Genomic DNA, 26,531 nt, shown 5'->3' with positions numbered 1-26,531 from the left:
GCGGGAAAGGAGTTAATTATGAGCCAAAGATCCCAGCAACGAAATGCCGATGTTAAGAATGGTTTACCTTGCATGACTCATGCCATTAAGCTTCAGGAATCACACGCGGAACTCCCATGAGCCCAGGAAACACGACGGTTGTCACTACGACGGTACGTAACGCTACCCCTTCCCTGGCGCTGGACGCGGGCACCATCGAGCGTTTCCTAGCGCACAGTCACCGCAGGCGCTATCCGACCCGGACCGATGTGTTCCGGCCAGGAGACCCGGCCGGCACCCTCTACTACGTGATCAGCGGCTCGGTGAGCATCATCGCCGAGGAAGATGACGACCGTGAGTTGGTGCTGGGCTACTTCGGTAGCGGGGAATTCGTCGGCGAGATGGGCTTGTTCATCGAATCCGATACGCGCGAGGTGATCCTGCGCACTCGCACCCAGTGCGAGCTTGCCGAGATCAGCTACGAGCGGCTGCAGCAGCTTTTCCAGACCAGCCTGTCGCCGGATGCGCCTAAGATCCTGTACGCGATCGGTGTTCAGCTTTCAAAACGGCTGCTCGATACCACAAGGAAAGCCAGCCGCCTGGCCTTCCTGGACGTGACCGACCGCATCGTGCGCACGCTGCACGACCTGTCCAAAGAGCCGGAAGCGATGAGTCATCCGCAAGGCACCCAGCTGCGCGTTTCGCGCCAGGAACTGGCGCGCCTGGTCGGGTGCTCGCGCGAAATGGCCGGCCGCGTGCTCAAGAAGCTGCAAGCCGACGGCCTGCTGCATGCACGCGGTAAGACCGTCGTGCTGTACGGCACTCGCTGAGACGGCACCACGCAGCCAGTGCGTTGCATTGGCTGCGTGCCGAGTTCGGCAACGAGGTACGCGATTGCGATGCTGCCGACATTGGCACTTGCGGAGGCTTACACCAACGCGTTTGCGCGATACCTCTTATAAGAGAGAGTTCGGGCAGTCGAACCGCACGGTTCGCATCGCAACTGCGTCACGGTTCTGATGATTCGTCGTTATTAAATTGCATAGGCCTTACCCAAGTCGGTGCGCTTCATCAATGACGCACAGCGGGCTGAACTGCACACCCGTCCATCCGCTTGCAAGACTTGCCGCCTGGACGCGTGCGCTTGCCTACAGCGCCTTGCCGCCGCGGTCGCGGCAACCCCAGTTGAGGATGGGCGTCCCCGCCGGCAGGACCTGACGGAACACCGCTTCGCGATTGGCCTTGGGATTGACCACCACCGGCGCGCGCGCGGCCTTCAACAGCGGCAGATCTGCGGTGCTGTCCGAATAGGCGATGGCGATGTCGGAGTAGCCGCGCTCGCGCAACATGCGCATCTTTTCCTCGTTATGGCAGTGCCGCCGTGCGGTGACCGCGCCTAGACGCGGGCCGACCAGGCTGCCGATTACCGGCACGTCCTGGTGCGCGACAAAGCCGAGAATGGCGCGCGCCAGTTCTGGCGGTGCACCGGTGGCGACGACCACACGGTCCCCGGCAGCGCGGTGTTCGGTGAAGACCTTGAGCGCATGAGGCAGCAGGCGCTGGCGGATCTGCACTTCATGTTTGAGCACGTATGCGTCGATGAAACGGTTGAACTCGCGCGCGCGATGCAGGCCGAAGGTGGCGATCCACACATAGCCGGACACGCCGCGCCGCCGGGTTGGCAGCATCGCCACCATCGGGCCGAGAATTGGCGAGGCCAACAGTGCGACCAGCAAGCGCAACGGATTGCGCTTGATCAGCCAAGCGAACAGATGGCTGCCGGAATCGCCGTCGTACAAGGTGTGGTCGAAGTCGAACACCACCAGCGGTGCGTCTTCGCGCGGTGCGGGATACGACTCAGTCATGCGCGAAGAATAGCTGACGCAGTGACTCGCCGGGTTCGGCCGCTCGCATGAAGGTCTCGCCAACCAGAAACGCGTTCACATCGTTGCTGCGCATCAGTTGCACATCGGCCTGGGTGACGATGCCGCTTTCTGTAACCAGCACGCGATCACGCGGCACGGCGGCGCGCATGTCCAGCGTGGTCTGCAGCGTGACCTCGAACGTGCGCAGGTTGCGGTTGTTGATGCCGATCAATGGCACCGGCACCTGCACCGCACGCTCGAGTTCGTCGATGTCATGCACTTCCACCAGCACGTCCAGGCCCAGCTGCATGGCCAGGCCCGACAGGTCGGCCAGCTGGGCGTCTTCCAATGCGGAGACGATCAACAAAATGCAGTCGGCACCGAGCACGCGCGCTTCGTAGACCTGATACGGGTCAACGGTGAAATCCTTGCGCAGCACCGGCAGCGTGCAGGCATCACGCGCCTGGCGCAGGTAGGCATCGGATCCCTGGAAGAAATCCACATCGGTGAGCACCGACAGGCACGTCGCGCCGCCAAATTCATAGCTGACCGCGATATCGGCCGGATGAAAGTCGGGCCGGATCACGCCCTTGGACGGGCTGGCCTTCTTCACTTCGGCAATCACGGCCGGGTCGCCGGCGGCGATGCTGGCCTGCATGGCAGCGGCGAAACCGCGCGTGAGCGGCAGGTCGGCGCTGCGTGCGATCAACTCGGCCAGCGGCACGCGCGCACTGCGCTCGGCGACTTCGTCGGCCTTGCGGGCAAGAATGGTGTTGAGGATATCGCTCATCGTATCGGATCCTGGCGGGCGGGCATTATCGGTCAAGACGACCGCACTGGAGCGCAGCTGCATGCCAGCGCGCAGCATGCCAGCGTCACTGTGAGGATGCTGGCGGGTGATTGACGCTGCATTGCGGTCGCCGGCATGACTCAGGGCTGCACGGCGAGTTGGCGGGTGCAGGCGACATAAGCGTCCAGCCGCGCGCGCGCCGAGCCGTCGGCGAGTACCGCGCGTGCACGCAGCACGCCGTCGGCGATGCTGTCGGCCACGCCGGCCACATACAACGCAGCACCCGCATTGAGCGCCACGATGTCCAGCGCGGGGCCGGGCACGTTATCCAAAACCTGCAGCAGCATCACGCGCGATTGCGCCGCATCGGCGACCCTGAGGTTACGGCTGGCCGACATGGCGATGCCAAAATCTTCCGGGTGCACTTCGTATTCGTGCACCTGGCCATCGCGCAATTCGCCAACCAGGGTGCCGGCGCCGAGCGAGAGTTCGTCCATGCCGTCACGCCCCCACACCACCAACGCGCGCTCGGCGCCAAGCTCCTGCAACACGCGCGCCTGGATGCCGACCAAGTCGGGGTGGAACACGCCCATCAGGATGTTCGGCGAGCCAGCGGGGTTGGTGAGCGGGCCGAGGATGTTGAAGATGGTGCGCACGCCCATTTCGCGACGCACCGGCGCCACCACCTTCATGGCCGGGTGATGCACCGGCGCGTACATGAAGCCGATGCCGGTCTGCGCCAATGCGTCGGCAACCTGCTCGGGCTGCAGCTCGATCACCGCGCCCAATGCCTCCAGTGCGTCGGCACTGCCGGATTTGGACGAGACGCTGCGATTGCCGTGCTTGGCCACCTTGGCACCGCCGGCTGCAGCAACGAACATCGCGCAGGTGGAAATGTTGAAGGTGTGCGAGCCATCGCCGCCGGTGCCGACGATGTCGACCATGTGTTGGCGATCGCTCACCTCTACGCGGCGCGAGAACTCGCGCATCACCGTGGCAGCGCCGGCGATTTCGCCGATGGTTTCCTTCTTGACCCGTAGCCCGGTGAGGATGGCCGCGACCATCATGTCGGAGACCTCGCCGCGCATGATCTGCCGCATCAATTCGACCATTTCGTCATGGAAGATTTCGCGGTGTTCAATGGTGCGCTGGAGGGCTTCTTGCGGAGTGATGGGCATGGGGACAACCGTGGCAGAACGTGATGGATGGAGACGCAAGCGGCTCGCGGCGTGCTGAATCAGTGCGGGAAATCGCGGGCGCTGAGCGACGTACTAGGCGAAACAACGACGATGATCATTGGCCTGGACGCCGCATGCGGAAGCGCGCCTGCGGTTGCACTTCGTAGTAATCGGCCGGCCCGCCTGCGCGCAGAATCGTCTGCACTGCGGCCGGGTCGTAGACGCCCTCGTGCAACGCCGACTTAGCCAAATGCACGCCGACCACTTCGCCCAGCACTAACCAGGTCTCGATGGCATGACCGGCGGCGGTTTGCAGCGGTAATAGCTGGCTGAGCCGGCATTCGAAACTCACCGGGCTGGCAGCGACGCGTGGCGCAGCGATCAGGCGCGATGGCGCCATCTGCAGGCCGGCAAGATCGAATTCATCAACCTCCGCTGGCACCATCGCCGCACTGGCATTCATCGCCTCGGCCAGCGGGCGGGTGGTCAGATTCCAGGTGAATTCGCCAGTGGCTTCGATGTTGCGCAGGCTGTCTTTGCGACCGATGCTGGCAAAACCGACGATCGGCGGAATGTAGTTGAAGGCATTGAAAAAACTGTACGGCGCCAGATTGGCAATGCCCTCGGCGCTGCGCGAGCCGATCCAGCCGATCGGGCGTGGGCCGACAATGGCATTGAACGGATCGTGCGGCAGCCCGTGGCCCCGGGTCGGCTCGTAGAAATGGATGCTGTCGTCGGGTGTGCTCATCATGATCCGGATGCGGTGGAAGCCGGCGCGGCGGTGACATCAGTTGCGCGGGAGTTGCGTGGGTCGGGTGACATCGTGGCTCTGTATCGTCGCTGCGTTGACGCCTCAGCGCGATGCAGTCGCCACACCAAGACGCAGATGACGCATCGCAATCAACGCTGCAGAAAGTTTTTCAGCAAGGCGTGCCCGTGCTGGGTCAGGATCGATTCGGGATGGAACTGCACGCCTTCGACCGGAAACTGGCGATGGCGAAGGCCCATGATCTCTTCCATCGAACCATCCGGATTTTCGGTCCAGGCGGTGACCTCCAGCGCATCCGGCAAGGTGGTCTTGTCCACCACCAGCGAGTGATAGCGGGTGGCCTCGTAGCTGTCCGGCAGGCCGGCGAACACGCCCTTGCCCTCATGGCGAATGGGCGAAGTCTTGCCATGCATGATGTTGCCGGCACGGATCACATCGCCGCCATAGACCTGACCGATGCTTTGATGGCCCAGGCACACGCCCAGGATGGGTGTGGTCTGACCCAGCTGCTCGATCAATTGCAGCGAGATGCCTGCCTCGTTGGGCGTGCACGGACCTGGCGAGATGACGATGCGCTCGGGCCTGAGCGCGGCGATCTGATCGACGCGCATCGCATCGTTGCGCACCACCATGACCTCGGCGCCCAGCGCCTGCAGATACTGCACAAGGTTGTAGGTGAAGCTGTCGTAGTTGTCGAGCATCAGCAGCATGGCAAAGGACTCATTGCGCGATCAGGAAGACCGCATAGATGTTTTCGGTGAGGGTGATGCTGCCGGCTTCGAGTGACTCGACGGTTGCACCTCGATCAGCAACAGGCGCAGACGGTGCCGGCGATGTGGAGACAAGTGAGATCATAGAGACCTTTGTCGGCCAACTGCCCGCCTGAATGCCATAGGCGAAATTCGGTGCAACATCGGAGATCGTGTAAAGCCCCTGAATCCGGACGCCATACGCTTTGGCAAGTTCGGCGGCAGAACTGCGTGATTGGTCAGCAGCTTCGCGCTTGAGTTGCGCACGCACCTCGGCTTCCTTGCTATAGGACGTCTGGATACCCGACAGCTGGACTTCGTCACTCGTCTTCATGTCGCCGAGAAACTGCCGCGCATCATCAAGCGCCTGAAATGCCGCGCCAATGCCGCGTTTGACTTCAGTGCCTTCGAATTTTTGTGTCCCGTTCGCCACGTAAGAATAGGAAGGCTGTATCTGCAGCGACGAGGCTTCGATGCTGTCCTTGAGGGCATGGTGCGCCTTCAAGGACGTGAGGATCTGTTCGGCGGCTAACTGGACGCGCTTGCGTGCAAGTTCCGGCTGCAGATCCACGGCGCGAAAATTAATCGTCACAAAAAACCGGTCGGGCATGACCGTTTTTTCTGCCTGTCCCTTCACCAATAAATGCGGCTGCGACGGCAGGCTGTTGACCTGCGCTGTCGCCAGCATCGGCACTGCAAGCAGTGCCACCAGCATCCAACGCGCCAATTGCTTCATCTGCCTTCTCCCTGGTGAATGATGCGCATGCTTACGGCACGCCGCGCTGCAGTGCCGCCACATCCGCACACAGGCGATCGACCGCCTCAAGCGTGGTTGCCCACGAAGTGACGAAGCGGATCACGTGACTGCCATCGGGGCGCACTTCCCAGCGCTCGAAGTCGTAGCGTTGCGCCAGCTGCGCTGCGTGTTGCGCGCTGATGGCGATGAACTGCTGATTGGTCGGCGAGTCGCTTGTGAAGTGTGCGCGTGCGGCAAGCAGGCCGGCGCGCAAGCGTTGTGCCATTGCGTTGGCATGCGTCGCCAATTCAAAAAACAGACCGCCTTCGAACAACGCGGCGAATTGCACGCCGAGCACCATGCCCTTGGCCAGCAACGCACCGCGCTGCTTGATCAGATAGCGAAAATCAGCCTGCAGGGCGGGATTGACGATGACCAGCGCTTCGCCCAGCAGCGCACCATTCTTGGTGCCACCGATGTAGAACGCGTCGGTGAGCGCGGCAACTGTGGGCAGATCCAGATCGTTGCCGTCGGCAGTCAGCGCGGCGCCCAAGCGTGCGCCATCCAGATATAGCAGCAGATCGTTTGCATGGCAGAACCGAGACAACGCATCAAGTTCGGCACGTGTGTAGATGGTGCCGCTTTCGGTGCTGTTGGAAATATAGACCAGGCGTGGCTGCACCATGTGTTCGTTGCTGTGCACAGCGAGCAGTGGCTCGATCAGTGCAGGGGTCAGCTTGTCGTGCAGCGCCGGCACAGTGAGCACCTTGTGCCCAGTCGCTTCGATTGCCCCGGTTTCGTGCGTGGCGATATGCCCCGCCTCCACCGCGATGACCGCCTGATGCGGGCGCAAAAACGCGCTGATCGCGATCAGATTGGTCTGCGTGCCGCCGACCAGCAGATGCACGTCGGCCTGCGGCTGCGCGACTGCATTGCGGATCAACGCAACCGCACGCGCCGTGTGCCGATCGGTACCGTAGCCGGCGTGCTGCTCGGCGCTGGCCTGCGCCAACGCCTGCAGCAGACGCGGATGCGCGCCTTCGCTGTAGTCGTTACGAAAGCTGATGCGCGCATTGCTGCCCTGCCCGTCCATCACAGGCCCTTTGCCGCCTGGGCGACTGCGCGAAACAGCGCGCGCCCCTTGTTCATGGTTTCCTGCCATTCCAGGTCGGGGTCGGAGTCGTAGACCACGCCGCCACCGGCCTGCACGTATAGATAACCGTCCTGGATGACGGCGGTGCGGATGGCGATGGCGGTGTCGGCATCGCCGTGCCACCCGATGTAGCCGACCGCACCGGAATACACATTGCGCTTGACCGGCTCGAGCTCGCGGATGATTTCAAGCGCGCGGATTTTTGGCGCGCCGCTGACAGTGCCGGCCGGGAAGGTGGCGCGCAGCACATCGCTGTAGTTCAAACCGGCCTTCAACGTGCCGGTGACCTCACTGACGATATGCATGACGTGGCTATAGCGTTCGATCACGAACTGCTCGCCAACCTTGACCGTGCCCGGCTCGGCAACGCGGCCGACATCATTGCGGCCCAGATCGATCAGCATCACGTGCTCGGCGCGCTCCTTCGGGTCGGCCAGCAATTCGGCTTCAAGCGCCTTGTCGAGTTCCGGCGTGGCACCGCGTGGGCGGGTGCCGGCAATCGGGCGCACGGTGACCACGCCGTCGCGCAGACGCGCCAGAATTTCCGGCGACGAGCCGACCACCTGGGTGCCGCCGACGTCGAGAAAATACATGTACGGCGAGGGATTCAACGCGCGCAACGCGCGATACACATCCACCGGGCGCGCGCGGAACGGCACACGCAAACGTTGCGATGGCACCACCTGGAAGATGTCGCCGGCGCGCACGTATTCCTGCGCCTTGCGTACTACCGCGTGGTACTCCTCGCGGGTGAACGAGGAATGGAAATCCGATTCGCCGATCGCATCGGAAATCTGTGCGCGCGGATAACCCGCACCGCCCTGGCGCAGGCGATGGGCCAGTTCGTCCAGACGCCGATTTGCACGCACATACGCCTGCGGCTGACGCGGGTCGGCATGCACGATCAGGTACAGGCGGCCCTTGAGATTGTCGAACACTGCCAGCTCTTCGGAGAGCATCAGCAAAATATCGGGCGTGCCGAGTTCGTCGGGTTTGTCGCCGCTGCCCAGGCGCGGTTCGATGTACTGGATGCACTCGAAACCGAACCAGCCGACCAGCCCGCCAGTGAAGCCCGGCAGCCTATCCAGCTGCGGCACCGAATGCTCGGCGCGTAGTGCGTCCACTTCGGCCAACGGGTCGGCGACCTCGCGCGTTTCGACCACTTCGCCGTGCTCGCTGACGTCCAGCGTGTGGCCGCGAAAGCTGTACACACGGCGCGCCGGCAGGCCGATGATGGAGTAGCGTCCGAAGCGCTCCCCGCCTTCGACCGATTCGAATAGATAGGTGTAAGCGCCGTCGGCGAGCTTCAGATAAACCGAAAGCGGCGTGTCCAGGTCGGACAGCACTTCGCGGACAACGGGAATACGGGTGTGACCTTCAGCGGCCTGGCGCTGGAACTGCTCTGCAGTGATCAAGACGACTTTCCTTCCGGGGCTCTGTGGCGGGGCGGACGACGGCAACGGGCCACCATCGCCACCAGCGGCGAGCGGAAGAGAAGGAGCGTGGGGTCGTCAGGCGGGACACACGGCTACTGTAGCGCAACTGCTGGCCCAGAGCAGCAGGCGCGGGCGAACGCCGTTCAACAACGGCGAAGGTGGGATGGTGTTGCTGATGTGGTTTTGCGGGTTGGCGGAGAGCTGAGGCACGCAGGCGAGTTGGTTGATGTCGTCATGCTGGTGGGCGCTGGACCTCCGTGCGCACGCTTAGAGTCCGCGCGGCGCGGTTACGCACGGTGTGCGCGGTGCGCTCCGTGCGCTCCGTGCGCTCCGTGCGCTCCGTGCGCTCCGTGCGCTCCGTGCGCTCCGTGCGCTCCGTGCGCTCCGTGCGCTCCGTGCGCTCCGTGCGCTCCGTGCGCTAGCTTGCGGCAACTATTTCTCTGAACAAGGCGGTCTGGTCGCGGCATGCGAATCGCCGCAGGGGCACTCACCCCAATCCCTGCGACGCGCCGGCCCACGCTAGCAGCGCGGGCGCTCCAGGGCACGCGCCAATGGCGCGCAAGCGGTGCCTCATCGACCCGGCCGGAGAGGTGCTTGAAGCGGCGGGATTGCGGGGCTCACCAAAATGCGTGCCACGCTTTCCCGATTCCCGATTCCCGATTCCCCGCCCTCACCCCCCAAGCAGCGGGCACTCGCCCGGCAAATGCATCCGCAGCCGCGCTGGGACGCATTCGATGCGGAAGTGCCGCGAGGTTTCCGGTTCGCCGTCCAGGTTCAAGGTCAGCGATTGCCGGGAGACAATCTCAAGCCACGGCACCCGGGCGCGTACGGCGACACGTTCGAGTGCAGCCTGTTTGCCGCCGGTGACCAAGGTGCCGAGCGTGGCAGCCACTTCGCCGTCGAGGTCGGGGACGATGGTGACATCCAGCAGGCCGTCATCGATCAACGCCTCCGGGCATAGCGCCTGGCCGCCACCGGCCTGGCGCCCGTTACCCAGGCCCAGCGCAATGAATTCGCCTTCCCAACTGAAATCCGGGCCGCTGAAGCGGGCGCTGATCGGGTCGATACGACCCAGCCGCGACATGCCGGTGATGAGATACGCCAGGCCTCCGAGCATCTTCTTCAGGCCCTCGTCGGTTTCCACGGTGACCTGGGTACCGAAGCCGCCGCTGGCCACATTGGCGCACCAATGCGGGCCGTGATCGGCGTCGATGCGCAGCAGGTCGACCGGCTGCGCAATACGCTCGGCGATCAGGGTCAGCGCGTCCAGCGGGGCGATCGGCAGGTTGGCAGCGGTGGCGAAGTCGTTGGCGGTACCCAGCGGCACCAGGCCCAGCGACGGCAACGTGGCCGCATCGCCATCGTGGTGCGCCAGCGCGGCGGCCACTTCGCTCAAGGTGCCATCGCCACCGGCAGCCACCACCGTGTCCACGCCGTCGGCCACCGCTTCGCCGACATAGCGTTCGGCATCGCCGTCTTCCCAGGTGACCCGCACATCGAGCTGGATGCCACGCTTGCGCAGCGTGCCCACCGCCTCACGCAGGTCCAGATTATCGGTGGACTTGCCATTGAGGATCAGACGCCAGTGGGACGGGGCCATGCGCGCTGCCGATGCTGTGAGGGTAATGACCGCAGGCTAGCAGCGGGCCAATGGGCAGATCGTGAATAGGCAACGCCGGGGCGCTGTCATTGCCATGTCATCGATGGCCCGGAGAGTAGAAGGCCATAGCAGGGACGACGGGCGGAGGCAGGATCAGCCTCCAATTTTCTTGAAGGCCGCTTCCTCGGGAGCGGCCTTCCGTTTGCGTGACGTTGGATTCCCGGTGCGCCCAGGCTCAGCTGCCTGCGGCAAACGCAACCAACCGCTCGCCGTCGAGCCGGTAGACGGTCCAGCCATCCATCGGGCGCGCACCCACCGCTTGATAGAAGTCGATGGCCGGCTGGTTCCAGTCCAGTACCGACCATTCGAACCGCCCGCAGCCACGCTGCACCGCCAGCTGCGCCAGGTGCCGCAACAGCGCAAGGCCCGCGCCCTTGCCGCGCGCTTGCGGGCGCACGAACAGGTCTTCCAGATACAGGCCGTTGCGGCCCAGCCAGGTGGAATAGTTGAAGAAATACACCGCAAATCCCAGCACTTGACCGTCCTGCTCGCAGATCAGCGCATGGGCGGTGGCGCCCTCGCCGAACAGACTGGTGCGCAGATCTTCCAGGCTCGCCTTGACCGCATCCGGCTCGCGCTCGTAGACCGCCAGCGCAGTGATCAGTTCATGCAGCAACGGCACATCGTCGGGGGTGGCGCTGCGGATCTGCGGCGCGGGCTGGCTCATCGCACCGCGTCCACCGCCGCGCGCATCTGTTCAATCACCTGCGCATAGTCGGGCGCGTTGAAGATGGCCGACCCGGCGACGAAGGTGTCGGCGCCGGCTGCGGCAATCGCGCCGATGTTGTCGGCCTTGACGCCGCCATCGATCTCCAGCCGGATCGGCTTGCCCAACGCGTCGATTTTCGTGCGGATGGCACGCAATTTATCCAGCGCGGACGGAATAAAGGCCTGCCCGCCAAAGCCTGGATTGACCGACATCACCAACACCAGATCCAACTCGGGCAGCACCCAATCCAGGATATCCACCGGCGTGGCCGGGTTGAGCACCAGCCCGGCCTGACAGCCGTGCGACTTGATCAACTGGATCGTGCGGTGCACGTGGCGGCTGGCTTCGGGATGGAAGCTGATGGTGGTGGCGCCGGCCTCGGCGAAGTCCGGCACGATGCGGTCCACCGGCTCGACCATCAGATGCACGTCGATCGGTGCAGTGATGCCGTGCTTGCGCAGCGCCTGGCAGACCATCGGGCCAATGGTGAGGTTGGGCACGTAGTGGTTGTCCATCACATCGAAGTGCACCCAGTCGGCGCCGGCGTTGAGGACGTTGTTCACTTCCTCGCCCAGACGGGCGAAATCGGCAGACAGGATGGACGGGGCGATCACCGTCGGTTGCATGGGCAGCTCGGAAAAATGCAGGAGCGCCATTGTCGCAACCGCGGCCCGGCGAGGAAAGCCGAACGCCACTGGACACATCTGAAAATCCTTCCATCGTTGGGCGGCTCGCATCGCGCAGGTGACGGGGTTTGACCGCCACGACCACGTTGCTGACCGCTGCATCGGCTGCTGTCGCGCCATGCAATGCCCTCTCCAGCGCCACCCACCTGCATCTGTAACGGACGCGAGCACGCAGGTATCTGGCCGGCGCGCCGCATCAGATGCAAGGAGACCGCATGAAAACAACCCCGCTCGCTCCCGCCGCGCTTTTTTGCTGGCCTTGGCTCCCTCGGCCTGGGCCCAATCCGGCCCCGCCGATTGGTCAGACTTTTCCATCGACGCCAACGTCGGCGGAGCCGACCCAGCCGGCGTGTCCGGCGGCCGCTTCGGCTTCGACACCAACTGGATGGCAGTGATGGCGACCAGGTCAGCACCGCCACCGGCGCCGATGCGTTCTCGCCCGGCTTCTGCGGCGCCGCCACGGCTGGGCGCACTCCCGCCAGCGGCTGCAGCAAGGACAAGGGCGGTGCCGAATACGGCGCGCCGCTGGGTATGACTGGCAGGCCGGCGACTGGGTCTACGGCGTAGTAGCCGAATACACCCGCAACGATATCCGCGACAGCGTCAGCGCGTTCAGCACCAACCCGGCGCTGTACACCTTCACCCGCCAGTTCAACCGCACCGCGGCGTTGCGCGGTCGCATCGGCTACGCCTTGGGTGAGCACGGCGATTACCTGGCCTACGTCACCGCCGGCGTTGCACGCGGCGAGTTCGACCATAGCTTCAACAGCAGCAACACCGCCAACAGCTTCACCAGCAGCGGCGGCGACAGCGCCGATGGCTATCAGGCCGGCATCGGCCTGCAGAGGTGGTTGAGCGACAACGTCTCGGTGGGCGTGGAGTACCTGTTCACCCGTCTGCAGGACGACGCCACCCGCGTGCGCGTCGGGCCGGGCACCGCGCCGGCAACCAACCCGTTCCTGCGCATGAATCCGGCCGGTACCGATCTGCGTCGTACCGATACCGATTTTTCGACCAATGTGGTGCGGCTGACGGCGACCTAGGAGTTCTAAAAGCCGTCTGTGTGGGTAACCACGGCGCCTGATCGTCATGATCAGGCGTTTTTTACAGTGTGACGCCACTGCGCTGTAAGAGCCTGCTGCGTAGACGCCCTGCAAACCTCGACCCATCCGCGTTCGGCGCGCGGCCTTCGCTCAGCGCTTGCGTAGCCGTTGAATCCGGTCGTAGGCGGCGTTGATCTGGCTGGCCTTCTTTTCAGCCTGGCGACGGGCTTCCGGGTCGGCGTTGATCATTTTGTCTGGGTGGTAGCGCGAGATCAGCCGGCGATAGGCCAGATCGATCTCGGCGGCGGTGGCATCCGGCTCCAGGCCCAGCGCTTCATACGGGTTTTCCGCGCGCCGCTTGAACCAGCCGGCGTCGACCGCGTGGCCGATCGCCAGCCCGATCATCAGCCCCACCACCGGTGCCCCGCGAAACAGCAGGGCGCCGGCCAGTGCGCCGAGCAGTTTTCCGTACCAGGACATAGGCGATCGGGGGAGATGAGGCGGGTTGGCGATCTTACCCGAACGCCCGCCCGGCCTGGCTGACGGGCCCTGCACAGGCGCCACCGCGCGGGCTCCAATAAATTCTGCGGGCGGCGGCGAAGCGCCGTACACTACGCGGCCCGCTGGCCACCCGCGGGCCCACCGGGTCCCGGGGACAGCGTCATAGCGACGTCCTTAGGAGTGCCTGTGTCGACCACGCTGTTGCAATCCGATCTGCCCGGCCTGCCGTTGCGTCACCGTGGCAAGGTCCGCGATGTCTTCGATATTCCCCGCGACCGCCTGCCCGCCAACGCGCCCCCGGGCGACTATCTGTTGATGGTGGCCACCGACCGCCTGTCTGCGTTCGACGTGGTGCTGCCCGATCCGATTCCCGGCAAGGGCGAGATGCTGTGCCAGGTCTCCAACTTTTGGTTCCACAAGACCGAACACCTGATGCCCAACCACCTGGTGGACATCCGCGTGGAGCAGGTGTTGCCCGAGGGCGTGGACCCGACCTTGTACGCCAAACGCGCCGTGGTCACGCGCAAGCTCAAGCCGGTGCCGGTGGAAGCGATCGCACGCGGGTATCTGATTGGTAGCGGGTGGAAGGATTACCAGCGCACCGGCAAGATCAGCGGCATCGAATTGCCCGACGGCCTGCGTCAGGCCGAGAAACTGCCCGAGCCGATCTTTACTCCCTCGACAAAAGCCGCTGTCGGCGACCACGACGAAAACATCGACTTCGACGCGATGGTCAAGACCGTCGGCGCCGAGCTGGCCGAACGCGTGCGCGATGCCACCTTGCGCATCTACCGCTTCGCCGCAGATTTCGCTGCCGAACACGGCATTCTGCTGGCCGATACCAAGTTCGAATTCGGCACCGATGCCGACGGCCGCCTGTACATCATGGACGAGATGCTGACCCCGGATTCGTCGCGCTATTGGCCAGCCGACCAATACGAACCGGGCACCAGCCCGCCGAGCTACGACAAGCAGTTCGTGCGCGATTATCTGGAAACCCTGGAATGGGGCAAGACCGCGCCCGGCCCGCGCCTGCCGGCAGAGGTCATCGACCGTACACGGGCAAAATATGCCGAAGCGCTGCAGCGGCTGGCAGATATTTGGGTCGATTGAGTTTCAAGGCCTCGCGTTCGGGCCTCGCGCTTTACTGAGGAAGCCACGCATCAAGGCGAAGTGGGAGCGCACGGGCTTGTTCGCTCTACCTCGGCGATCAACTCGTTGACGAAGCGGGACGCACCCGCGAACGACCAGACGCGCGACGCCGGATAGGCGCCGCTGTGGCCTGGCTTCGACTCGGTTGCATGAGCCAGCACGCACCGGCGCGCGCTGTTTTGACGGTCTGCCTCAGCGACAATTCGGACGCGTGGAACAGCTGCGCCAGCTGAAAGACCGGATCGGACTCCACCTGCGGCACCAGCCTGATGAGCTGGGCCATTGCCGGGCAAAGATGGGCTCGAAGCCCGGCGCGTCGATGAGGTCTAGTGCAGCTTGTACGGTCAGCCGCTGTGCAGGGGGTCATTTCCGCTGCCGGTCGAATCACCGTTTTAGGATCTTCGCGCGTGCGGAGCAGAGAGTTACTTGCATTGCGGCGTTTCGCGTTAAAAAACACCACAACGAGAATTGACCGTCATGTCCAGCTAAGGCACGAGACGAGCTGCATACTTTGCTTTTATGTGATCTACCAAAACGTCAATGGGCGTACTCGTGCCTGCGATGTTCGGTCGGACTCGTGTCAATATCCATTTGAAGTAAATGTCGCTTCTATCTCGCACCCTTTTTTCCAATTCCCGCAGGAACTGGGCAGCCGCTTTGGTGCTGAATATAAACTCTCCAAAGTTAGGTTCGAAGAAAGTGATCATGCCGTTTTGGGGGCTCCTGTATATGCTCATTTCATGCCCGCTACGCTGTTTTTTGTCATTATGGATGCGCTGGTAAAGGAGGCTGGCGTAACCGTCGACGGTCGCTATCGCCTCAGCCATTTTTGCCGAGGAAGACGTGCTTTTTATCGGCATATCCTCCCTAGCGATTCCGTAGAGTTCGTTCATGTGCTCACGCCCCTCTGACTCTACTGAGAGCATTGGGTCTAGTGAATTTTCGCTAATTTTCCGGAACGCCTCAGATTGAAGTGATTTAGGTTCGAACAAGCCCTGCGTCGAGTAACGCAGGTTAAGGCTGTCATCGAGGTTAAGCAAGTAAATCCTCTGATAAATGAGGGCGTGGTGCAGGCTTTCGAGCGAGGCCAGCGTTTGCAGTCTCGTGCTGACTTTGGCATTGGGGACGGCACAGTGGAGATTCATCCATATGGCGGAAAGTCCGGCGCACACCCCGCCGCCCCCTATCTCATCACCATTGAACACAGTCTCTAAACTCTTCCTGTCTTGTACAAAACCGAATCGAAGACTTTTTTCGAAAACGCTTTTATCGGACGGAGCCCAGCAGGCAAAACCACTCAACTTCGCTTTCAAGCGAGTGGACACATCGGCGCAGCCAACCGAAGTCGCAACTGTCTCCGTCGGTTGACCGGCTTGCGCTTCACATGAAGGCAGATCCAGGCCAGAGCGCGAAGCAGACAACCACGAAGCACTGCGGTGTGCCCGTGCCGGCCGTCGCGGCAGCCCCGCCAGCGGGCCACACGAGGTGGCATTTCCAGACGAAGGCGCTTCGCGCCACAGGTCTGATATGGGCGGAGCCTGGGTATGCGAGGGAATAGAGGCCGCAGTCGCAACGGGAAATGCAAGCCGAGTTTTAGCCATGAGTCGCTCCTGAGTCCGAGTAGGCACAGCGCATTATCAAAAGGATTTCGTTTCGTCACGGCTAATGCGCGCCACGAAAGCAGAAAAATGGGGACGCTCTTATGCGTGACCCATGCAAGAATGCAGGTCGAATAAAGAAGCTCTGAACGACTCCGTCATAGGCTGTCGGTCAGTGTCCGAGACAGGCTAGTTGGCGCGCAAGATGCTTAAGGAAGGTCTGAACAACGATGCTGACAGGGCGGAAGGTGGCATGGTTCCGAAGAGTGGCGTTTGGATCTTCGGAATTTCGCCATTTCTGGCGCTTTCCGTGGGAATTCCCCGGTTTACAGGCGCACGCTCCCCATAGCCGGCAGCAACTGCTTTCGCTTCATCCACAGATTGGAGAGCGCAAACAAGGTCAGCACGTGTGCCGTGTTCTTGGCCAGTCCGCGATAGCGGACCGTGGTGTAACCGAACTGGCGCTTGATCACCCGGAACGGATGCTCCACCTTCGCGCGCACGCTGGCCTTGAAGCGTTCCCAACGCTGTTCCTGGGCACGCTCGCGTTTGTTGCCGATGGCTTGGATCGTCGAGGGCCTGGCGGCGATGAAGAATGCAGCTTCGCAGTCCTGCAGCTCTTCGCGTTTGTCTGCACCGGTATAGCCGCTGTCGCCGAACACGCTGTCTTCTTTGCCATGCAGCAACATGTGCATCACCGTGACATCGGCGACATTGGCCGCTGTGCAATGGACGTGGTGCACCAGCCCGGAAAACTCATCCACACCGATGTGCGCCTTCATCCCGAAATACCACTGATTGCCTTTCCTGGTCTGATGCATCTCAGGGTCGCGCGCGCGATCGGCATTCTTGGTCGAACTGGGTGCAGCGATCAGCGTGGCATCGACGATCGTGCCGGACCGCAGGCTCTGGCCCTTGCGCGCCAGATGCGCGTTGACCGCTTCCAGCATCCGCCCGGCAAGGCCATGGGTCTCCAGCAGGCGCCGAAAGTTGAGAATCGTGGTCTCGTCGGGAATGTCGTCCAACCCGCCGAGCTGGGCAAATCGCCGCAATGTCGGAATCTCGTGCAGCGCTTCTTCCATCGCCGGATCGCTCAACGCATACCACTGCTGCAGCAAATGAATCCGCAAAATCGTCGCCAGGGCATATGGCTGCCGCCCCGGCCGCCCCGACACCGGATAGTGCGGCGCGATCAACCCGAGCAGTTGCTGCCACGGAACCACCTGCTCCATCTCGGCCAGAAAGATCTCGCGCCGGGTCTGCTTGCGCTTGCCCAGGCCCTCAGCGTCACCGAACGTCAGTTGCATGGATCACTCCTCAACATGAGGCGGGTAGTGTCGCGTATCTGTGGTGCGTTATTCAGAGGTTCCTTAAGGATGGTCTGATCAACGCGACCGGAAAACGAAGCAACCGCATCCGCCGCGCTGAGGGCGCTCAAATCGCCGATTTTTTGCCGGTTTCGGCACGTTTGCGAGGTGTTGCCTGGATTACAGGCACAGCTTCCCCGCAGCAGGCATTAACGCTTTGCGCGTCAGCCACAGATTCGATAGTGCAAACAGCGTCAGCACCTGTGCGGTGTTCTTCGCCAAACCGCGATAGCGCACCTTGACGTAACCAAACTGACGCTTGATCACCCGAAACGGGTGTTCCACCTTCGCACGCAGGCTGGCTTTGGTGTGCTCCCAGCGCTTGGCCAACTTCAGTTCGCGCTTATTCTTGATCTGCTTCAGCTTCGAGGGCTTCTCCGCGATCAGGTAGCGCAGCGTGCGCTTGCCCTTCATCTCATCGCGCTTGTCCAGCCCGGTGTAGCCGCTGTCGCCGCTCACAGTGTCTTCCTTGCCGTGCAGCAGCTTGTGCGCCTGCGTGATGTCCGCTGCGTTGGCCGCCGTGCATTCCACGTGGTGCACCAGGCCCGACTCATCGTCCACCCCGATGTGCGCCTTCATCCCGAAGAAGTACTGGTTGCCCTTCTTGGTCTGGTGCATGTCCGGATCGCGCTCGCCATCCTTGTTCTTGGTCGAACTTGGCGCCGCAATGATCGTGGCATCCACGATCGTCCCGCCCCGCAGACTCTGCCCTTTACGCGACAGGTGCGCGTTGACCCGGTTGAACAGCTTGCGCGCCAAATCATGCCGCTCCAGCAAATGCCGGAAGTTGAGAATCGTCGTTTCATCCGGCACCTCATCCAGCCCGCCGATCTTCGCAAAACGGCGCATCGACACCGTGTCGTACAGTGCTTCTTCCGCCGATGGATCGCTCAGTGCGTACCACTGCTGCAAAAAGTGGATGCGCAGCATCGTCTCCAGCCGATACGGCTGTCGCCCCGGCTGCCCCGACTTCGGGTAGTGCGGTTCGATCAGTGCCAGCAGATCCTTCCACGGCACGACCTGGTCCATCTCGGCCAAGAACACCTCACGCCGCGTCCGCTTGCGCTTGCCGTTGTACTCCGCATCGCCGAAGGTCAGTTGCATCGTCGTTGTCCCGTTGCGTCTGTGTGATTGTCGCAGGATCAAGGGGAGTTGTTCAGAGTTTCCTTAAGTACAATAACCGCAATCGTCGCCACTAACCCAGATTGCAGCTCTCCAGCCGGTCCATGAGTTACCCAGGGCCTTCTTAGGTGTCCATGTCGCAACAGGAACCGCGCAGTACCGTAACTCGCTGCGGACGCACCGATGCCAGATGCGCTCCGTAGCGGAAATCGCGCCGGCCCGTACTTCAGTCCTCCGGCAGGATGCGCCGCTTTCTCACCAGCGATAGGCAGCATTCGTTTCGAATCTGTTTCTCGGCAGATGCAAGCCTATGCATCCGCGGAATGTGCCGATCACAGCTATCTAACGCGAAATACGAGCCGCAGCCTAGCTGCGACTCGTAGCGGTTGCGTTCGGTCGTTGACCTGACCAAACGCATGCGATGGCAGCCGCTCAGATAACGCCCTCCTGCCACTCACTCAGTTCTTCATTCTTGACAAGATTCTGCCAGAGATCGGTCAGCTGCTTTGTCAACACGACAAGCAGCCGGCTGTCAGGCAAACCCCCACTTGCATCGCCTGAACGTGTGGCGAGCTGCTCAAGCGCATATTGGACTGTCTCAATCGAGACTGAGCGGGTTCGCATCTCGTCTCTGAGCGACTCCAAGGCCTTGCGTAATGCGCGGGCGCCCGTGCCAAACGGCACCTGCGTGATCTCGCCCTCTTCCATTGCGCGCACCTCTTCGCCGCCGAGCGGAGAAAGCATTTCGATCATCGTTTCCACGGGCTGCCTCAATTCCCGCAGCGATCGCAAAATCGCGGTGTCCTGCACATTGAACGCGATGGCCTCCTGGAAATCCAATCGCTTGGACTGGTTCGTATTTGCACTAACCTTGGCTTTGAAGGAGTTCCAAACAACGTCACTGAAGAAACTCTGCAAGGCTTGCTGCAACACCGATACTGGCGAATTGTTGGGCTCGCCGGGCAAGGCCTTATCCTGTCCGTGGCGCAAGGGTGACACGATCAATTTGGTGGTCCCGAGCGCCGCCAAATTCGACATGAGGCTACCGGCCATATGACGCCCTAGCAAGTCGCGCAGCGCGGTTCTAAACGCATTTCCCGTAGTGAACACTTGCTTGGCCAGTGCAATCCCTTCCCTACTGGTTTGGAGAATATAACGGGGGATATGCACTGCGTCGGACCACGTGGCAGGGGGACGTGTCTGGTCCGGGAGTGTCATGGCAAACAGATTCAAGCGTTGATGCCCACCCAATAAATCGCTCACCCTGCCTTGACCGGTGATCGCGCCGACCTTACCCGCGTGCAGCATCCCTTTGTGAAATGCGCCGGAGACCGCACCGGTCAGCGCGCTCAACAGGATCTCCACAGGCAAGGGGTAGGGTACGTGGTTGGCGAACGAGCGACGCGCGCCGCTAAACAAGCCGGTGATCGCTGGCCTGAGCATCATGGTGTCCGGCGAGGCATCGGTCAGTGCGTCCTGACGCCAAGCTAATTCCGAACGTTTATCGAAGACCTTTGCCGTGAGTTCCTGCTTCGACGGCACGCCAGGATCACCGGGAGTCACGAAGCGCTTAGTGCCGTTCGCCGTAATCTGCAACAGCACGGGCGCCGTGTCTGGGATCAGGATCTTCGGATCGACCTTTTTCAGTACCGGCATGTTGGCGACGCGAGCCCGCCGGTCCATCGCGGGAAGTAGCATGGTATCGCATGTGAATGACCCTAGCCCCCCGATGGCCCCGGCGAGGGCCGCGGTACTCACCGGCTCGGCAGAAGGCAGGTGAGTGTTCTGGTACGGGAGGGCAACCATGTTGCCGAACGGACCACGCATTGTGCCGACGATCAAGCCTTTCAGGCAGTCGTAAGCGAGGGGTAGCGCCGCGTCATTGCCCAGGGCCTTCATATCCCCGGCAATATGGTAGGCGGAGTCTGTCCCGTACACATCGACTCGTTCCTGTATTCGAGCTTCAGCCCACCGGATGTAGTCCGCTTCCAACGCCATCTGCTCCGGCGAGGCATCTTCAAACGGAAAACTCTTCAAGCCGGCATGGAACTCCGCCTTCAGCTTCTGGACGCAAGCGTTATTACGATCCAGAGATTGCTGAAGCCTGGCCTCCCGCGCAGCCGCGCCGGAGGAAGATTCTCCTGGGTGCCGCTGTGGCTTGATGGATGCTTTGTCCACCGAAGCCCCCTTGAACGAGGCTCCGAGACTGGATCCCATACGCATTAGACGCTTACTGATACTCTCGCGTTTGGGCAACCCTTCGAGTGGCCCGGAGGGAGGTGTCTGCCTTGCTTGCGGCGAGGCATCCCGCAGATGCTGTGCCTCGGGGTGCGCCGGAGAGGAATTCTCCTGCAGCGCCGCCTCTGGAGCGGTTCGTGCGCGCTGGAGCTCTGCTCTCATACGGTCGCCTCCTTCTTAGCGCTGCCGGCCTTCGGAGCCAGCGTCTCCAATGCGATACGTGCGATGACCTGACCACGCTCAAGGGTGGCCGCCACTTCTTCTGGCGTCTGCGCGAGCAACAACGGGCAAATGCAGAGCAGGCCCATATTGGACATCGTCAGCCGCCACCCGTACTCGGTCAGCAGTTGCTCCTGCAGCGCAAGCAGTGTCACGACTTCGTCGCCCCCAATTTCGCGTGCGGCAAGCGGCAGGATGACTTCCGGAAACCCTGATACGTCACCGTCCTGAGACTGCGTATGCACACGGCACAGCATGCCCGCAGGTCCGAGAACGGTCTCGCCTTCGCGCAGCCGCTGCGCCAGCGCATCGGTAAGCCCCAGACGTATACCAATATTGGAAAAGAACGCCGCGACCTTGGAGTCACTATATTCCTGATTAAGTTTCATCACAAAATCCTCATAAGATAAATAATGAATTTCAATCGACTTCGTTTCGCGCCAATCGCTCTTTCCACGTCGCGAAGCGGGCGCATTTTTATTCTTATGGCAAATCGACTGGAGCTACATTGCGAATCTCGCGCGCAGTGAGCGAAGCGAATTTTGATCATGCACATACGCGCGCACCACGATTCCATTCAAAAAAATAATTTAATTACCTTTTTTATTGTCTTGAAACGGCATTCCATGTGCTTCTTATGCGAATAATTATCGCGATCACCTATTGTTTATAGCGATATATAAAACTATAGCCACCTAACCTGATTTGATGGTGATTTCGCCGTTCTATCTTCGCCTATCGCTTGCGCGAGAGGGGGAATTGGCTAGACGTATTAAAGCGCGATTATCCGCGTATGGGTTTCGGTGGCAGCATGTTCGCCATGATCACCATGTCTTGCTTTCCAGGCGATCCACATCCCGGGACGCGGCTACTAGGGAACCTCTGAACAATTGCCGGACCAGCGAGAACGCTAGCAATCTGACCTAATCGCAACACTCGCAACTTGCGGAATCACTTACGCGTAATGCCTACAAGCTCAGGCGTCGATCAGAAGCCGATGGAGGAGTTGTTCAGAGCTTCCCTAGATCTGCTACGAAACCGACGGCATCGACGTCGCAAGGCCGGGCCGGGCGATAGTGACTGCGGAACTCGCGGCCTTCCGCCAGTTTTGGTGTGGTTGGGATATCACCTCCTGATGGCAGTCGCAGGCTCCTCCCGACATGCAGTAACCGCTTTCGCTTGATCCACCGGTGTGACCGCGCGAGCAAGGTCGTCACTTGGGCGCTTCTTTGGGGCTAGTCCCGATCGTGGCCTTTTGTATCACCGAACTGGCGTGAGTCGAACTAGGCGCAGCAATTGTCGACGCGTCGACAATCGTGCCCGATTGCAAGCTCTGGCCCAACGCAAGCACCACATACGTCGACGTGTCCAACACCTGAGCGGCAAGGCTTGGGCCTATAGCAGGCGGCAAACGCTGAGAATCGTGGTCTGGCCCGGAAGGTTGCCCAAGTCAGTAAGCTGAGCAACCGCCATAAGGTCGGGATCGGTGCACTGCCCCTTCCATCTGCGGACTGGGCGCATACGAATGTTGCAGCAGATGACTCTGCAACATCTTAGCCAGACCAAATGGCTGCCGACCGGGCCGTCCTGCTACCGTCCATTGCGGCTCGATCAGATCGAGTAATTGCGGCCGCAGAAGCGACCGCTCCATTTCGGGCCGGAAAATTTCGCGCCGGGTCTGGTTGCGCTTGCCCGGGCTTTCAGCGTTGCCGAGCGTCAGTTGCATGGATCACCTCTGACCGTGACTCGAGAGTTTCGCTTATCTGCGATGCGTTGTTACATCGACGGCACTGGGATCTATGGCAATGCTGCATCGGCATCTGCTACCACCTTCACCAGCAAATCGCTCTTCATGGGCACCACGCCTGGCTTCCGTGCGGCAGTGGACCTGAACCAACCTACCGCGACACTTGAGCAAACCAGCGCGCAGTTGCTGGCTGATCAGTCGCAGCAGCAACAGGCCCAGCAAGAGCAGCAGAAAGTTGCGATGGGCGGTCGCCGATCTTTCAGCGATGGTCAAAAAGGCGCCGGCCAGGACATTGGTCGGCGTCTTTGTTTCCGCATGCGCCGCGGGAGTAACGACACCATCGCGCAAGCTGATCGTCGTTCAACGGCCAGCGCGCGTGGTGATGGGACACCGCAGCGCCCCCGCGCTGGCGCAACGATGCGGCGCACCCCTGCTTGAAACCACTGCATTGCGCGCATGCTTGGCCACAGCGGCAAATAACACCATACATCCGCTGCACCTCTGCGATGTGCGCCACAGCGGAAAGTGGCCGGGCGCACAGAACGCAACACATCCGTAATTTTTACTCCTGTGTAGCTCGTGACTGTGCAAGCGTAGCTGCCGGCACCCAAGGCGCCATCGGCGACCGGCTGTCGGGGGCCGCCGGTCTTTGCATCGCACGTGTTCTGGAGAGAGTCGTCATGCAATTCCACGTCTTGGGCGCGGCGATCTGCTGCGCGCTATCGTCTTCTGCTGCCGCTACCGCTGCAGATTTGTCCGCAAATGCCGCTGTTTCGCGTGCGCAATCGTTGTTGGGGAACAACGCGTCGGCATTGGCCAACCGTGCATCGGCCGATACGTTCATCGCACGCGATAGCATCGTCGATGCCGACGGCACCGAACATGTGCGCTTCGATCGCACCTATCACGGCCTGCCGGTGATCGGCGGCGATGTGGTGGTGCATTCGCGCCGTGGCGTGATGCGTGAGTTGAGCCAGACCATGGAGACGACGGTGCGCCCTAGCCTAGTGCCGGGGATCGATAGTGCAACCGCATTGCGCGTTGCGGGGTCGCACTTTGATGTAGCGCAGGATGCCGCACCGCGTGCGAGCCTGGCGCTATATGCACGCCAAGGTGCGCCACGTCTGGTGTATGAGGTGATCTATAGCGGCGTAAAACCCGATCAAACGCCGACCGAGATGCATTACATCGTCGATGCGGTCAACCAGCGCATCCTCGAATCCTGGGATACGGTGCATATGGTGTGCAGCGGCGGCACCAGCGCGGTCGGCACCGGGCGTGCGCTGTATGCGGGCAGCGTTGGATTGTCGACCACGCGTTGCAGCAGCGGTTACGAGTTGACCGATCTCAGTCGCGGCAGCGGCGCCACCTACAACATGCGTAACAGCACCTCCGGCAATGGCTTCCTGGTCACCGATGCCGACAACGCCTGGGGTAACGGCACCACCAGCGACACGGTCACCGCCGCGGTCGATGCGCATTACGGCGTGGCGTTGACCTGGGACTACTACCGCACCACGCATTCGCGTAGCGGCATCGCCAACGATGGCGCCGGTGCGCGTAGCCGCGTGCATTACGGTAGCCGCTACAACAATGCCTTCTGGCAGGACAGCTGTTTCTGCATGACCTTCGGCGATGGTGACGGCAGCACATTCACGCCGTTGGTGTCGGTGGATGTGGCGGGCCACGAGATGACACACGGTGTGACCAGCCGGACCGCACGCCTGGTGTACTCCGGAGAATCGGGCGGTTTGAATGAAGCCACCTCCGACATCATGGGCACCATGGTGGAGTACTCCGCTGCCAACAGTGCGGAGCCGGGCAATTATCTGATTGGCGAGAAGATCATCCCCAACAACAGCACCGGCACGCTGGCGTTGCGTTACATGTTCAAGCCGAGCCTGGATGGTGATTCGCCGGATTGCTACAGCAGCAATCTGGGCTCGCTCAATGTGCACTACAGCTCGGGCGTGGCTAATCACTTCTACTATCTGCTGGCCGAAGGCGCAGTGGTGCCGAGCGGCTTCGGTACGGGCACCAGCTACAACCTGACCCCGGCCGGGCTGGTCTGCAGTGGCTCGACGGCGCTGACCGCGATCGGCCGCGCTGCCGCCAGCCGTATCTGGTATCGCGCGCTGACCGTGTACATGACCTCGTCCACCAACTACGCGGCCGCCCGCCGCGCTACGTTGAGCGCGGCCACCGATCTGTATGGCAGCACGTCCACGCAGTACCGCGCGGTCGCTGCGGCGTGGAGTGCAGTTTCGGTCAACTGATGTCGCGCGTCCCTCGTCACGCCATTCGTGCGTGGCGACGGGCACAGCTGCCACAGCGCCATCCGCGCGCGTATGCTTGGGTCATTCCTGGGAGGGAACATGACCGAACGCACCACGACCGCGCGACCGATCGAGCGCTATTTCGCCAGTTATTCCGACGATCACCAAAACGCGACCAATCAGCAGATCCACGTGCTGGCGGTGCCTGCAATCGTGTGGTCGGTGGTGGCGCTGCTGTGGTGCATTCCGGTGGGCGGGACCTGGTTCAGTAGCGGCGTGTGGGCCGCGCTGTCGATGTTTGCGGCGTGGTCGTACTACAACCGGCTGTCGCGCCCGCTGGGTCTGGGCATGCTGGGGATTTTCTTCTTCTTCGGTTGCCTGTGCCGACTGATCGAAGGCCGCATCGGGCTTAGTGGCCTGTTCACCACCGCGCTGACGGTGTTCGTGCTGGCTTGGATCGCGCAGTTCGTCGGCCACAAGATCGAAGGCCGCAAGCCGAGCTTTTTGACCGATCTGACCTATCTGTTGATAGGGCCGATCTGGGTGTTGGCGAAGGCGTATCGCCAGTTGGGTTGGCGTTACTGAGCGCCAGCGACAGACCAACCACGCGGCATCACTCGCCGATCCCGAGCTCTTCAGGCAATGGGCGAAACGCACGCGGTGCATAGCCGAAATCGCGGCGTGCCGGTTCCAGATCGGATACCAGGTCGTCGCGCATGCGCTGCAGCGCGGCGGCATTCAGACCCTGCAGGCGGCCCAGGCGTCGCGCTGCGGTGAGTGCAAGACCAAACAGACCCGGCGGCACCTGATACAGGCGCGCGGGCCGTGGCAATGCCTCCAGCACGTGCTCCATCATCTGCGTGTACGCGAGCACTTGGCTGCAGCCCACTGCATAACTGCGTTGCTGGGTAGCCGGCTGGGCGACACTGCCAAGGCAGCACTGGCCAGATCGTCCACATGCACCGGCTGACGCAGCCCGGTGGCGTTGGCCGGCAGCACGAATGCGCCGGTGCGCTGCGCCAACCCGGCAATCTGGGTCAGTGTCTTGTCGCGCCCGGCACCGTAGACCAGGGTCGGACGCAGCACGGTGGCACTGGTGCCACGCGCGAGGGCAGCGGAAAACAGCGCCTGCTCGGCATTGGCCAGACGCTGGGCTACATCGCGCTCGGCCGCATCAATGGAGTGTTCCTTGACCTCTACGCTGGTGGAACCGAACGCCACGATACGCGGCGCGACCACTGGATTTTCGGCATACCAGCGGGCGAAATGGTCCAGCGGGCCGCAGCTGAAGATCACCTCGAAGGCCTCACCAGCGGCTGCCGGTACGGCCAGATCGCCTTGCCGCCATAACAGACCGGAGCGGGCTGCGCGCGGCTGGCGCGACCACGCCGTCACCTGCCACCCGCGGCTTAGCAACCGGGTCAGCAAACGCTCGCCGATCTGCCCGCTGCCGCCGAAGACCAGGGCGCGTGGCGCAGATGCAGCGGTGGAAGGAGCGGGATTGGCGGCGGTCACAGGGCGGCTATCGATGCATGGAACTTGCAGCATACCGAGTGCA

24 protein-coding genes and 2 pseudogenes are annotated in these 26,531 nt (G+C 62.1%); 6 read left to right on the top strand and 20 right to left on the bottom strand.

Annotation, left to right across the window (positions count from 1 at the left end; genetic code table 11):
* Nucleotides 1-116 precede the first annotated feature (116 nt).
* Complete coding sequence (gene crp, locus KWO_RS02395) at nt 117-809, top strand: cAMP-activated global transcriptional regulator CRP (RefSeq protein ID WP_010368067.1); 693 nt, start codon at nt 117-119, stop codon at nt 807-809.
* 318 nt (nt 810-1,127) lie between these two features.
* On the opposite strand, the gene KWO_RS02390 is transcribed toward crp, so the two are convergent.
* The 12 genes from KWO_RS02390 to rpe form a co-directional block, all read right to left on the bottom strand.
* Nucleotides 1,128-1,844 carry a haloacid dehalogenase-like hydrolase gene (locus tag KWO_RS02390; RefSeq protein WP_010368066.1) on the bottom strand — a complete coding sequence of 239 codons (717 nt, stop codon included), beginning with the start codon at nt 1,842-1,844 and terminating at the stop codon, nt 1,128-1,130.
* Complete coding sequence (trpC, locus tag KWO_RS02385) at nt 1,837-2,712, bottom strand: indole-3-glycerol phosphate synthase TrpC (RefSeq protein WP_017112685.1); 876 nt, start codon at nt 2,710-2,712, stop codon at nt 1,837-1,839. The genes KWO_RS02390 and trpC overlap by 8 nt, the downstream gene beginning before the upstream one ends.
* A 62-nt stretch (nt 2,713-2,774) precedes the next feature.
* Complete coding sequence (gene trpD, locus KWO_RS02380) at nt 2,775-3,812, bottom strand: anthranilate phosphoribosyltransferase (protein WP_010379436.1); 1,038 nt, start codon at nt 3,810-3,812, stop codon at nt 2,775-2,777.
* Between the two features lie 115 nt (nt 3,813-3,927).
* Complete coding sequence (locus KWO_RS02375; protein ID WP_010379434.1) at nt 3,928-4,560, bottom strand: flavin reductase family protein; 633 nt, start codon at nt 4,558-4,560, stop codon at nt 3,928-3,930.
* 152 nt (nt 4,561-4,712) lie between these two features.
* Nucleotides 4,713-5,291, bottom strand: coding sequence for an anthranilate synthase component II (locus KWO_RS02370; RefSeq protein ID WP_010368061.1), 579 nt, complete (start codon nt 5,289-5,291; stop codon nt 4,713-4,715).
* Between the two features lie 10 nt (nt 5,292-5,301).
* Complete coding sequence (locus KWO_RS02365; RefSeq protein ID WP_010368059.1) at nt 5,302-6,066, bottom strand: SIMPL domain-containing protein; 765 nt, start codon at nt 6,064-6,066, stop codon at nt 5,302-5,304.
* 31 nt (nt 6,067-6,097) lie between these two features.
* Nucleotides 6,098-7,159 carry a threonine aldolase family protein gene (locus tag KWO_RS02360; RefSeq protein ID WP_010368057.1) on the bottom strand — a complete coding sequence of 354 codons (1,062 nt, stop codon included), beginning with the start codon at nt 7,157-7,159 and terminating at the stop codon, nt 6,098-6,100.
* Nucleotides 7,159-8,634 (bottom strand): anthranilate synthase component I, encoded by a 1,476-nt coding sequence (gene trpE / locus KWO_RS02355; RefSeq protein ID WP_010368055.1) that lies wholly within the window; start codon nt 8,632-8,634, stop codon nt 7,159-7,161. The genes KWO_RS02360 and trpE overlap by 1 nt, the downstream gene beginning before the upstream one ends.
* Before the next feature lie 308 nt (nt 8,635-8,942).
* Nucleotides 8,943-9,122 (bottom strand): hypothetical protein, encoded by a 180-nt coding sequence (locus KWO_RS23510; RefSeq protein WP_207286807.1) that lies wholly within the window; start codon nt 9,120-9,122, stop codon nt 8,943-8,945.
* Nucleotides 9,123-9,325: 203 nt separating this feature from the next.
* Entirely contained in the window at nt 9,326-10,255 is a 930-nt protein-coding gene (gene yegS / locus KWO_RS02350; protein ID WP_010368054.1) for a lipid kinase YegS, read from the bottom strand.
* 235 nt (nt 10,256-10,490) lie between these two features.
* Entirely contained in the window at nt 10,491-10,982 is a 492-nt protein-coding gene (locus KWO_RS02345; RefSeq protein WP_010379430.1) for a GNAT family N-acetyltransferase, read from the bottom strand.
* Nucleotides 10,979-11,680 (bottom strand): ribulose-phosphate 3-epimerase, encoded by a 702-nt coding sequence (rpe, locus tag KWO_RS02340; protein WP_017112682.1) that lies wholly within the window; start codon nt 11,678-11,680, stop codon nt 10,979-10,981. The genes KWO_RS02345 and rpe overlap by 4 nt, the downstream gene beginning before the upstream one ends.
* Before the next feature lie 245 nt (nt 11,681-11,925).
* On the opposite strand from rpe, the pseudogene KWO_RS02335 reads away from it, so the two are divergent.
* Nucleotides 11,926-12,753: pseudogene (locus KWO_RS02335) on the top strand (outer membrane protein).
* Between the two features lie 150 nt (nt 12,754-12,903).
* Here the strand turns inward: KWO_RS02335 and KWO_RS02330 are convergent.
* On the bottom strand, nt 12,904-13,233 hold the full coding sequence (locus KWO_RS02330; RefSeq protein WP_010368045.1) for a J domain-containing protein: 330 nt from the start codon (nt 13,231-13,233) through the stop codon (nt 12,904-12,906).
* Between the two features lie 207 nt (nt 13,234-13,440).
* Between KWO_RS02330 and KWO_RS02325 the strand changes: the two genes are divergently transcribed.
* Nucleotides 13,441-14,367 (top strand): phosphoribosylaminoimidazolesuccinocarboxamide synthase, encoded by a 927-nt coding sequence (locus tag KWO_RS02325; RefSeq protein ID WP_017112681.1) that lies wholly within the window; start codon nt 13,441-13,443, stop codon nt 14,365-14,367.
* Between the two features lie 524 nt (nt 14,368-14,891).
* Here the strand turns inward: KWO_RS02325 and KWO_RS22840 are convergent.
* From KWO_RS22840 to KWO_RS22395, 6 genes are all read right to left on the bottom strand, one after another.
* Entirely contained in the window at nt 14,892-16,007 is a 1,116-nt protein-coding gene (locus tag KWO_RS22840; RefSeq protein WP_227479914.1) for a YopT-type cysteine protease domain-containing protein, read from the bottom strand.
* Nucleotides 16,008-16,330: 323 nt separating this feature from the next.
* Nucleotides 16,331-17,311, bottom strand: a complete 981-nt coding sequence (locus KWO_RS02310) for an IS5 family transposase (RefSeq protein WP_017113964.1) — start codon at nt 17,309-17,311, stop codon at nt 16,331-16,333.
* A 180-nt stretch (nt 17,312-17,491) separates the two neighbouring features.
* The gene (locus tag KWO_RS02300; protein ID WP_017113471.1) at nt 17,492-18,475 is read right to left on the bottom strand and encodes an IS5 family transposase; all 984 of its coding nucleotides are present in this window, start codon (nt 18,473-18,475) and stop codon (nt 17,492-17,494) included.
* A 450-nt stretch (nt 18,476-18,925) separates the two neighbouring features.
* Nucleotides 18,926-20,893 carry a type III secretion system effector XopF1 gene (gene xopF1 / locus KWO_RS02295; protein WP_010375096.1) on the bottom strand — a complete coding sequence of 656 codons (1,968 nt, stop codon included), beginning with the start codon at nt 20,891-20,893 and terminating at the stop codon, nt 18,926-18,928.
* On the bottom strand, nt 20,890-21,339 hold the full coding sequence (gene hap3 / locus KWO_RS02290; RefSeq protein WP_010375095.1) for an Hpa3 family type III secretion system protein: 450 nt from the start codon (nt 21,337-21,339) through the stop codon (nt 20,890-20,892). Before hap3 ends, xopF1 begins: the two co-directional genes overlap by 4 nt.
* A 1,061-nt stretch (nt 21,340-22,400) precedes the next feature.
* Nucleotides 22,401-22,676, bottom strand: coding sequence for a hypothetical protein (locus KWO_RS22395; protein ID WP_162471411.1), 276 nt, complete (start codon nt 22,674-22,676; stop codon nt 22,401-22,403).
* Between KWO_RS22395 and KWO_RS02280 the strand changes: the two genes are divergently transcribed.
* From KWO_RS02280 to KWO_RS02265, 3 genes are all read left to right on the top strand, one after another.
* Nucleotides 22,671-23,135 (top strand): hypothetical protein, encoded by a 465-nt coding sequence (locus tag KWO_RS02280; RefSeq protein WP_227479946.1) that lies wholly within the window; start codon nt 22,671-22,673, stop codon nt 23,133-23,135. The two genes, KWO_RS22395 and KWO_RS02280, sit on opposite strands and share 6 nt — an antisense overlap.
* A gap of 242 nt (nt 23,136-23,377) precedes the next feature.
* A complete protein-coding gene (locus KWO_RS02270) occupies nt 23,378-24,973 on the top strand; it encodes a M4 family metallopeptidase (protein ID WP_010375091.1) in 1,596 nt (531 codons plus the stop codon).
* Between the two features lie 99 nt (nt 24,974-25,072).
* Nucleotides 25,073-25,558, top strand: a complete 486-nt coding sequence (locus KWO_RS02265) for an Mpo1 family 2-hydroxy fatty acid dioxygenase (RefSeq protein ID WP_017112251.1) — start codon at nt 25,073-25,075, stop codon at nt 25,556-25,558.
* A 28-nt stretch (nt 25,559-25,586) separates the two neighbouring features.
* Here the strand turns inward: KWO_RS02265 and KWO_RS02260 are convergent.
* Nucleotides 25,587-26,488 (bottom strand): annotated as a pseudogene (locus KWO_RS02260) (NAD-dependent epimerase/dehydratase family protein).
* Nucleotides 26,489-26,531: the final 43 nt, after the last annotated feature.

It is taken from the genome of Xanthomonas vasicola pv. musacearum NCPPB 4379 (assembly GCF_000277895.2).
Classification (GTDB): Bacteria; Pseudomonadota; Gammaproteobacteria; order Xanthomonadales; family Xanthomonadaceae; genus Xanthomonas; species Xanthomonas vasicola.
Note: the sequence above shows the minus strand (reverse complement) of the source record. Positions and strands in the feature narration are given on the sequence as shown.

Bases quoted from the DNA above. Each gene is read 5' to 3' on its own strand.
- KWO_RS02365 (WP_010368059.1), bottom strand. From the start codon at position 6,066: ATGAAGCAATTGGCGCGTTGGATGCTGGTGGCACTGCTTGCAGTGCCG.
- KWO_RS02265 (WP_017112251.1), top strand. From the start codon at position 25,073: ATGACCGAACGCACCACGACCGCGCGACCGATCGAGCGCTATTTCGCC.
- KWO_RS02270 (WP_010375091.1), top strand. From the start codon at position 23,378: ATGCAATTCCACGTCTTGGGCGCGGCGATCTGCTGCGCGCTATCGTCT.
- KWO_RS02390 (WP_010368066.1), bottom strand. From the start codon at position 1,844: ATGACTGAGTCGTATCCCGCACCGCGCGAAGACGCACCGCTGGTGGTG.
- hap3 (WP_010375095.1), bottom strand. From the start codon at position 21,339: ATGAAACTTAATCAGGAATATAGTGACTCCAAGGTCGCGGCGTTCTTT.
- KWO_RS02375 (WP_010379434.1), bottom strand. From the start codon at position 4,560: ATGAGCACACCCGACGACAGCATCCATTTCTACGAGCCGACCCGGGGC.
- yegS (WP_010368054.1), bottom strand. From the start codon at position 10,255: ATGGCCCCGTCCCACTGGCGTCTGATCCTCAATGGCAAGTCCACCGAT.
- KWO_RS02330 (WP_010368045.1), bottom strand. From the start codon at position 13,233: ATGTCCTGGTACGGAAAACTGCTCGGCGCACTGGCCGGCGCCCTGCTG.
- KWO_RS22840 (WP_227479914.1), bottom strand. From the start codon at position 16,007: ATGGCTAAAACTCGGCTTGCATTTCCCGTTGCGACTGCGGCCTCTATT.
- crp (WP_010368067.1), top strand. From the start codon at position 117: ATGAGCCCAGGAAACACGACGGTTGTCACTACGACGGTACGTAACGCT.
- xopF1 (WP_010375096.1), bottom strand. From the start codon at position 20,893: ATGAGAGCAGAGCTCCAGCGCGCACGAACCGCTCCAGAGGCGGCGCTG.
- KWO_RS02310 (WP_017113964.1), bottom strand. From the start codon at position 17,311: ATGCAACTGACGTTCGGTGACGCTGAGGGCCTGGGCAAGCGCAAGCAG.
- trpD (WP_010379436.1), bottom strand. From the start codon at position 3,812: ATGCCCATCACTCCGCAAGAAGCCCTCCAGCGCACCATTGAACACCGC.
- trpC (WP_017112685.1), bottom strand. From the start codon at position 2,712: ATGCTGCGCGCTGGCATGCAGCTGCGCTCCAGTGCGGTCGTCTTGACC.
- KWO_RS23510 (WP_207286807.1), bottom strand. From the start codon at position 9,122: ATGCCGCGACCAGACCGCCTTGTTCAGAGAAATAGTTGCCGCAAGCTA.
- KWO_RS22395 (WP_162471411.1), bottom strand. From the start codon at position 22,676: ATGCAACTGACGCTCGGCAACGCTGAAAGCCCGGGCAAGCGCAACCAG.
- KWO_RS02370 (WP_010368061.1), bottom strand. From the start codon at position 5,291: ATGCTGCTGATGCTCGACAACTACGACAGCTTCACCTACAACCTTGTG.
- KWO_RS02360 (WP_010368057.1), bottom strand. From the start codon at position 7,159: ATGGACGGGCAGGGCAGCAATGCGCGCATCAGCTTTCGTAACGACTAC.
- KWO_RS02300 (WP_017113471.1), bottom strand. From the start codon at position 18,475: ATGCAACTGACCTTCGGCGATGCGGAGTACAACGGCAAGCGCAAGCGG.
- rpe (WP_017112682.1), bottom strand. From the start codon at position 11,680: ATGGCGCTCCTGCATTTTTCCGAGCTGCCCATGCAACCGACGGTGATC.
- KWO_RS02345 (WP_010379430.1), bottom strand. From the start codon at position 10,982: ATGAGCCAGCCCGCGCCGCAGATCCGCAGCGCCACCCCCGACGATGTG.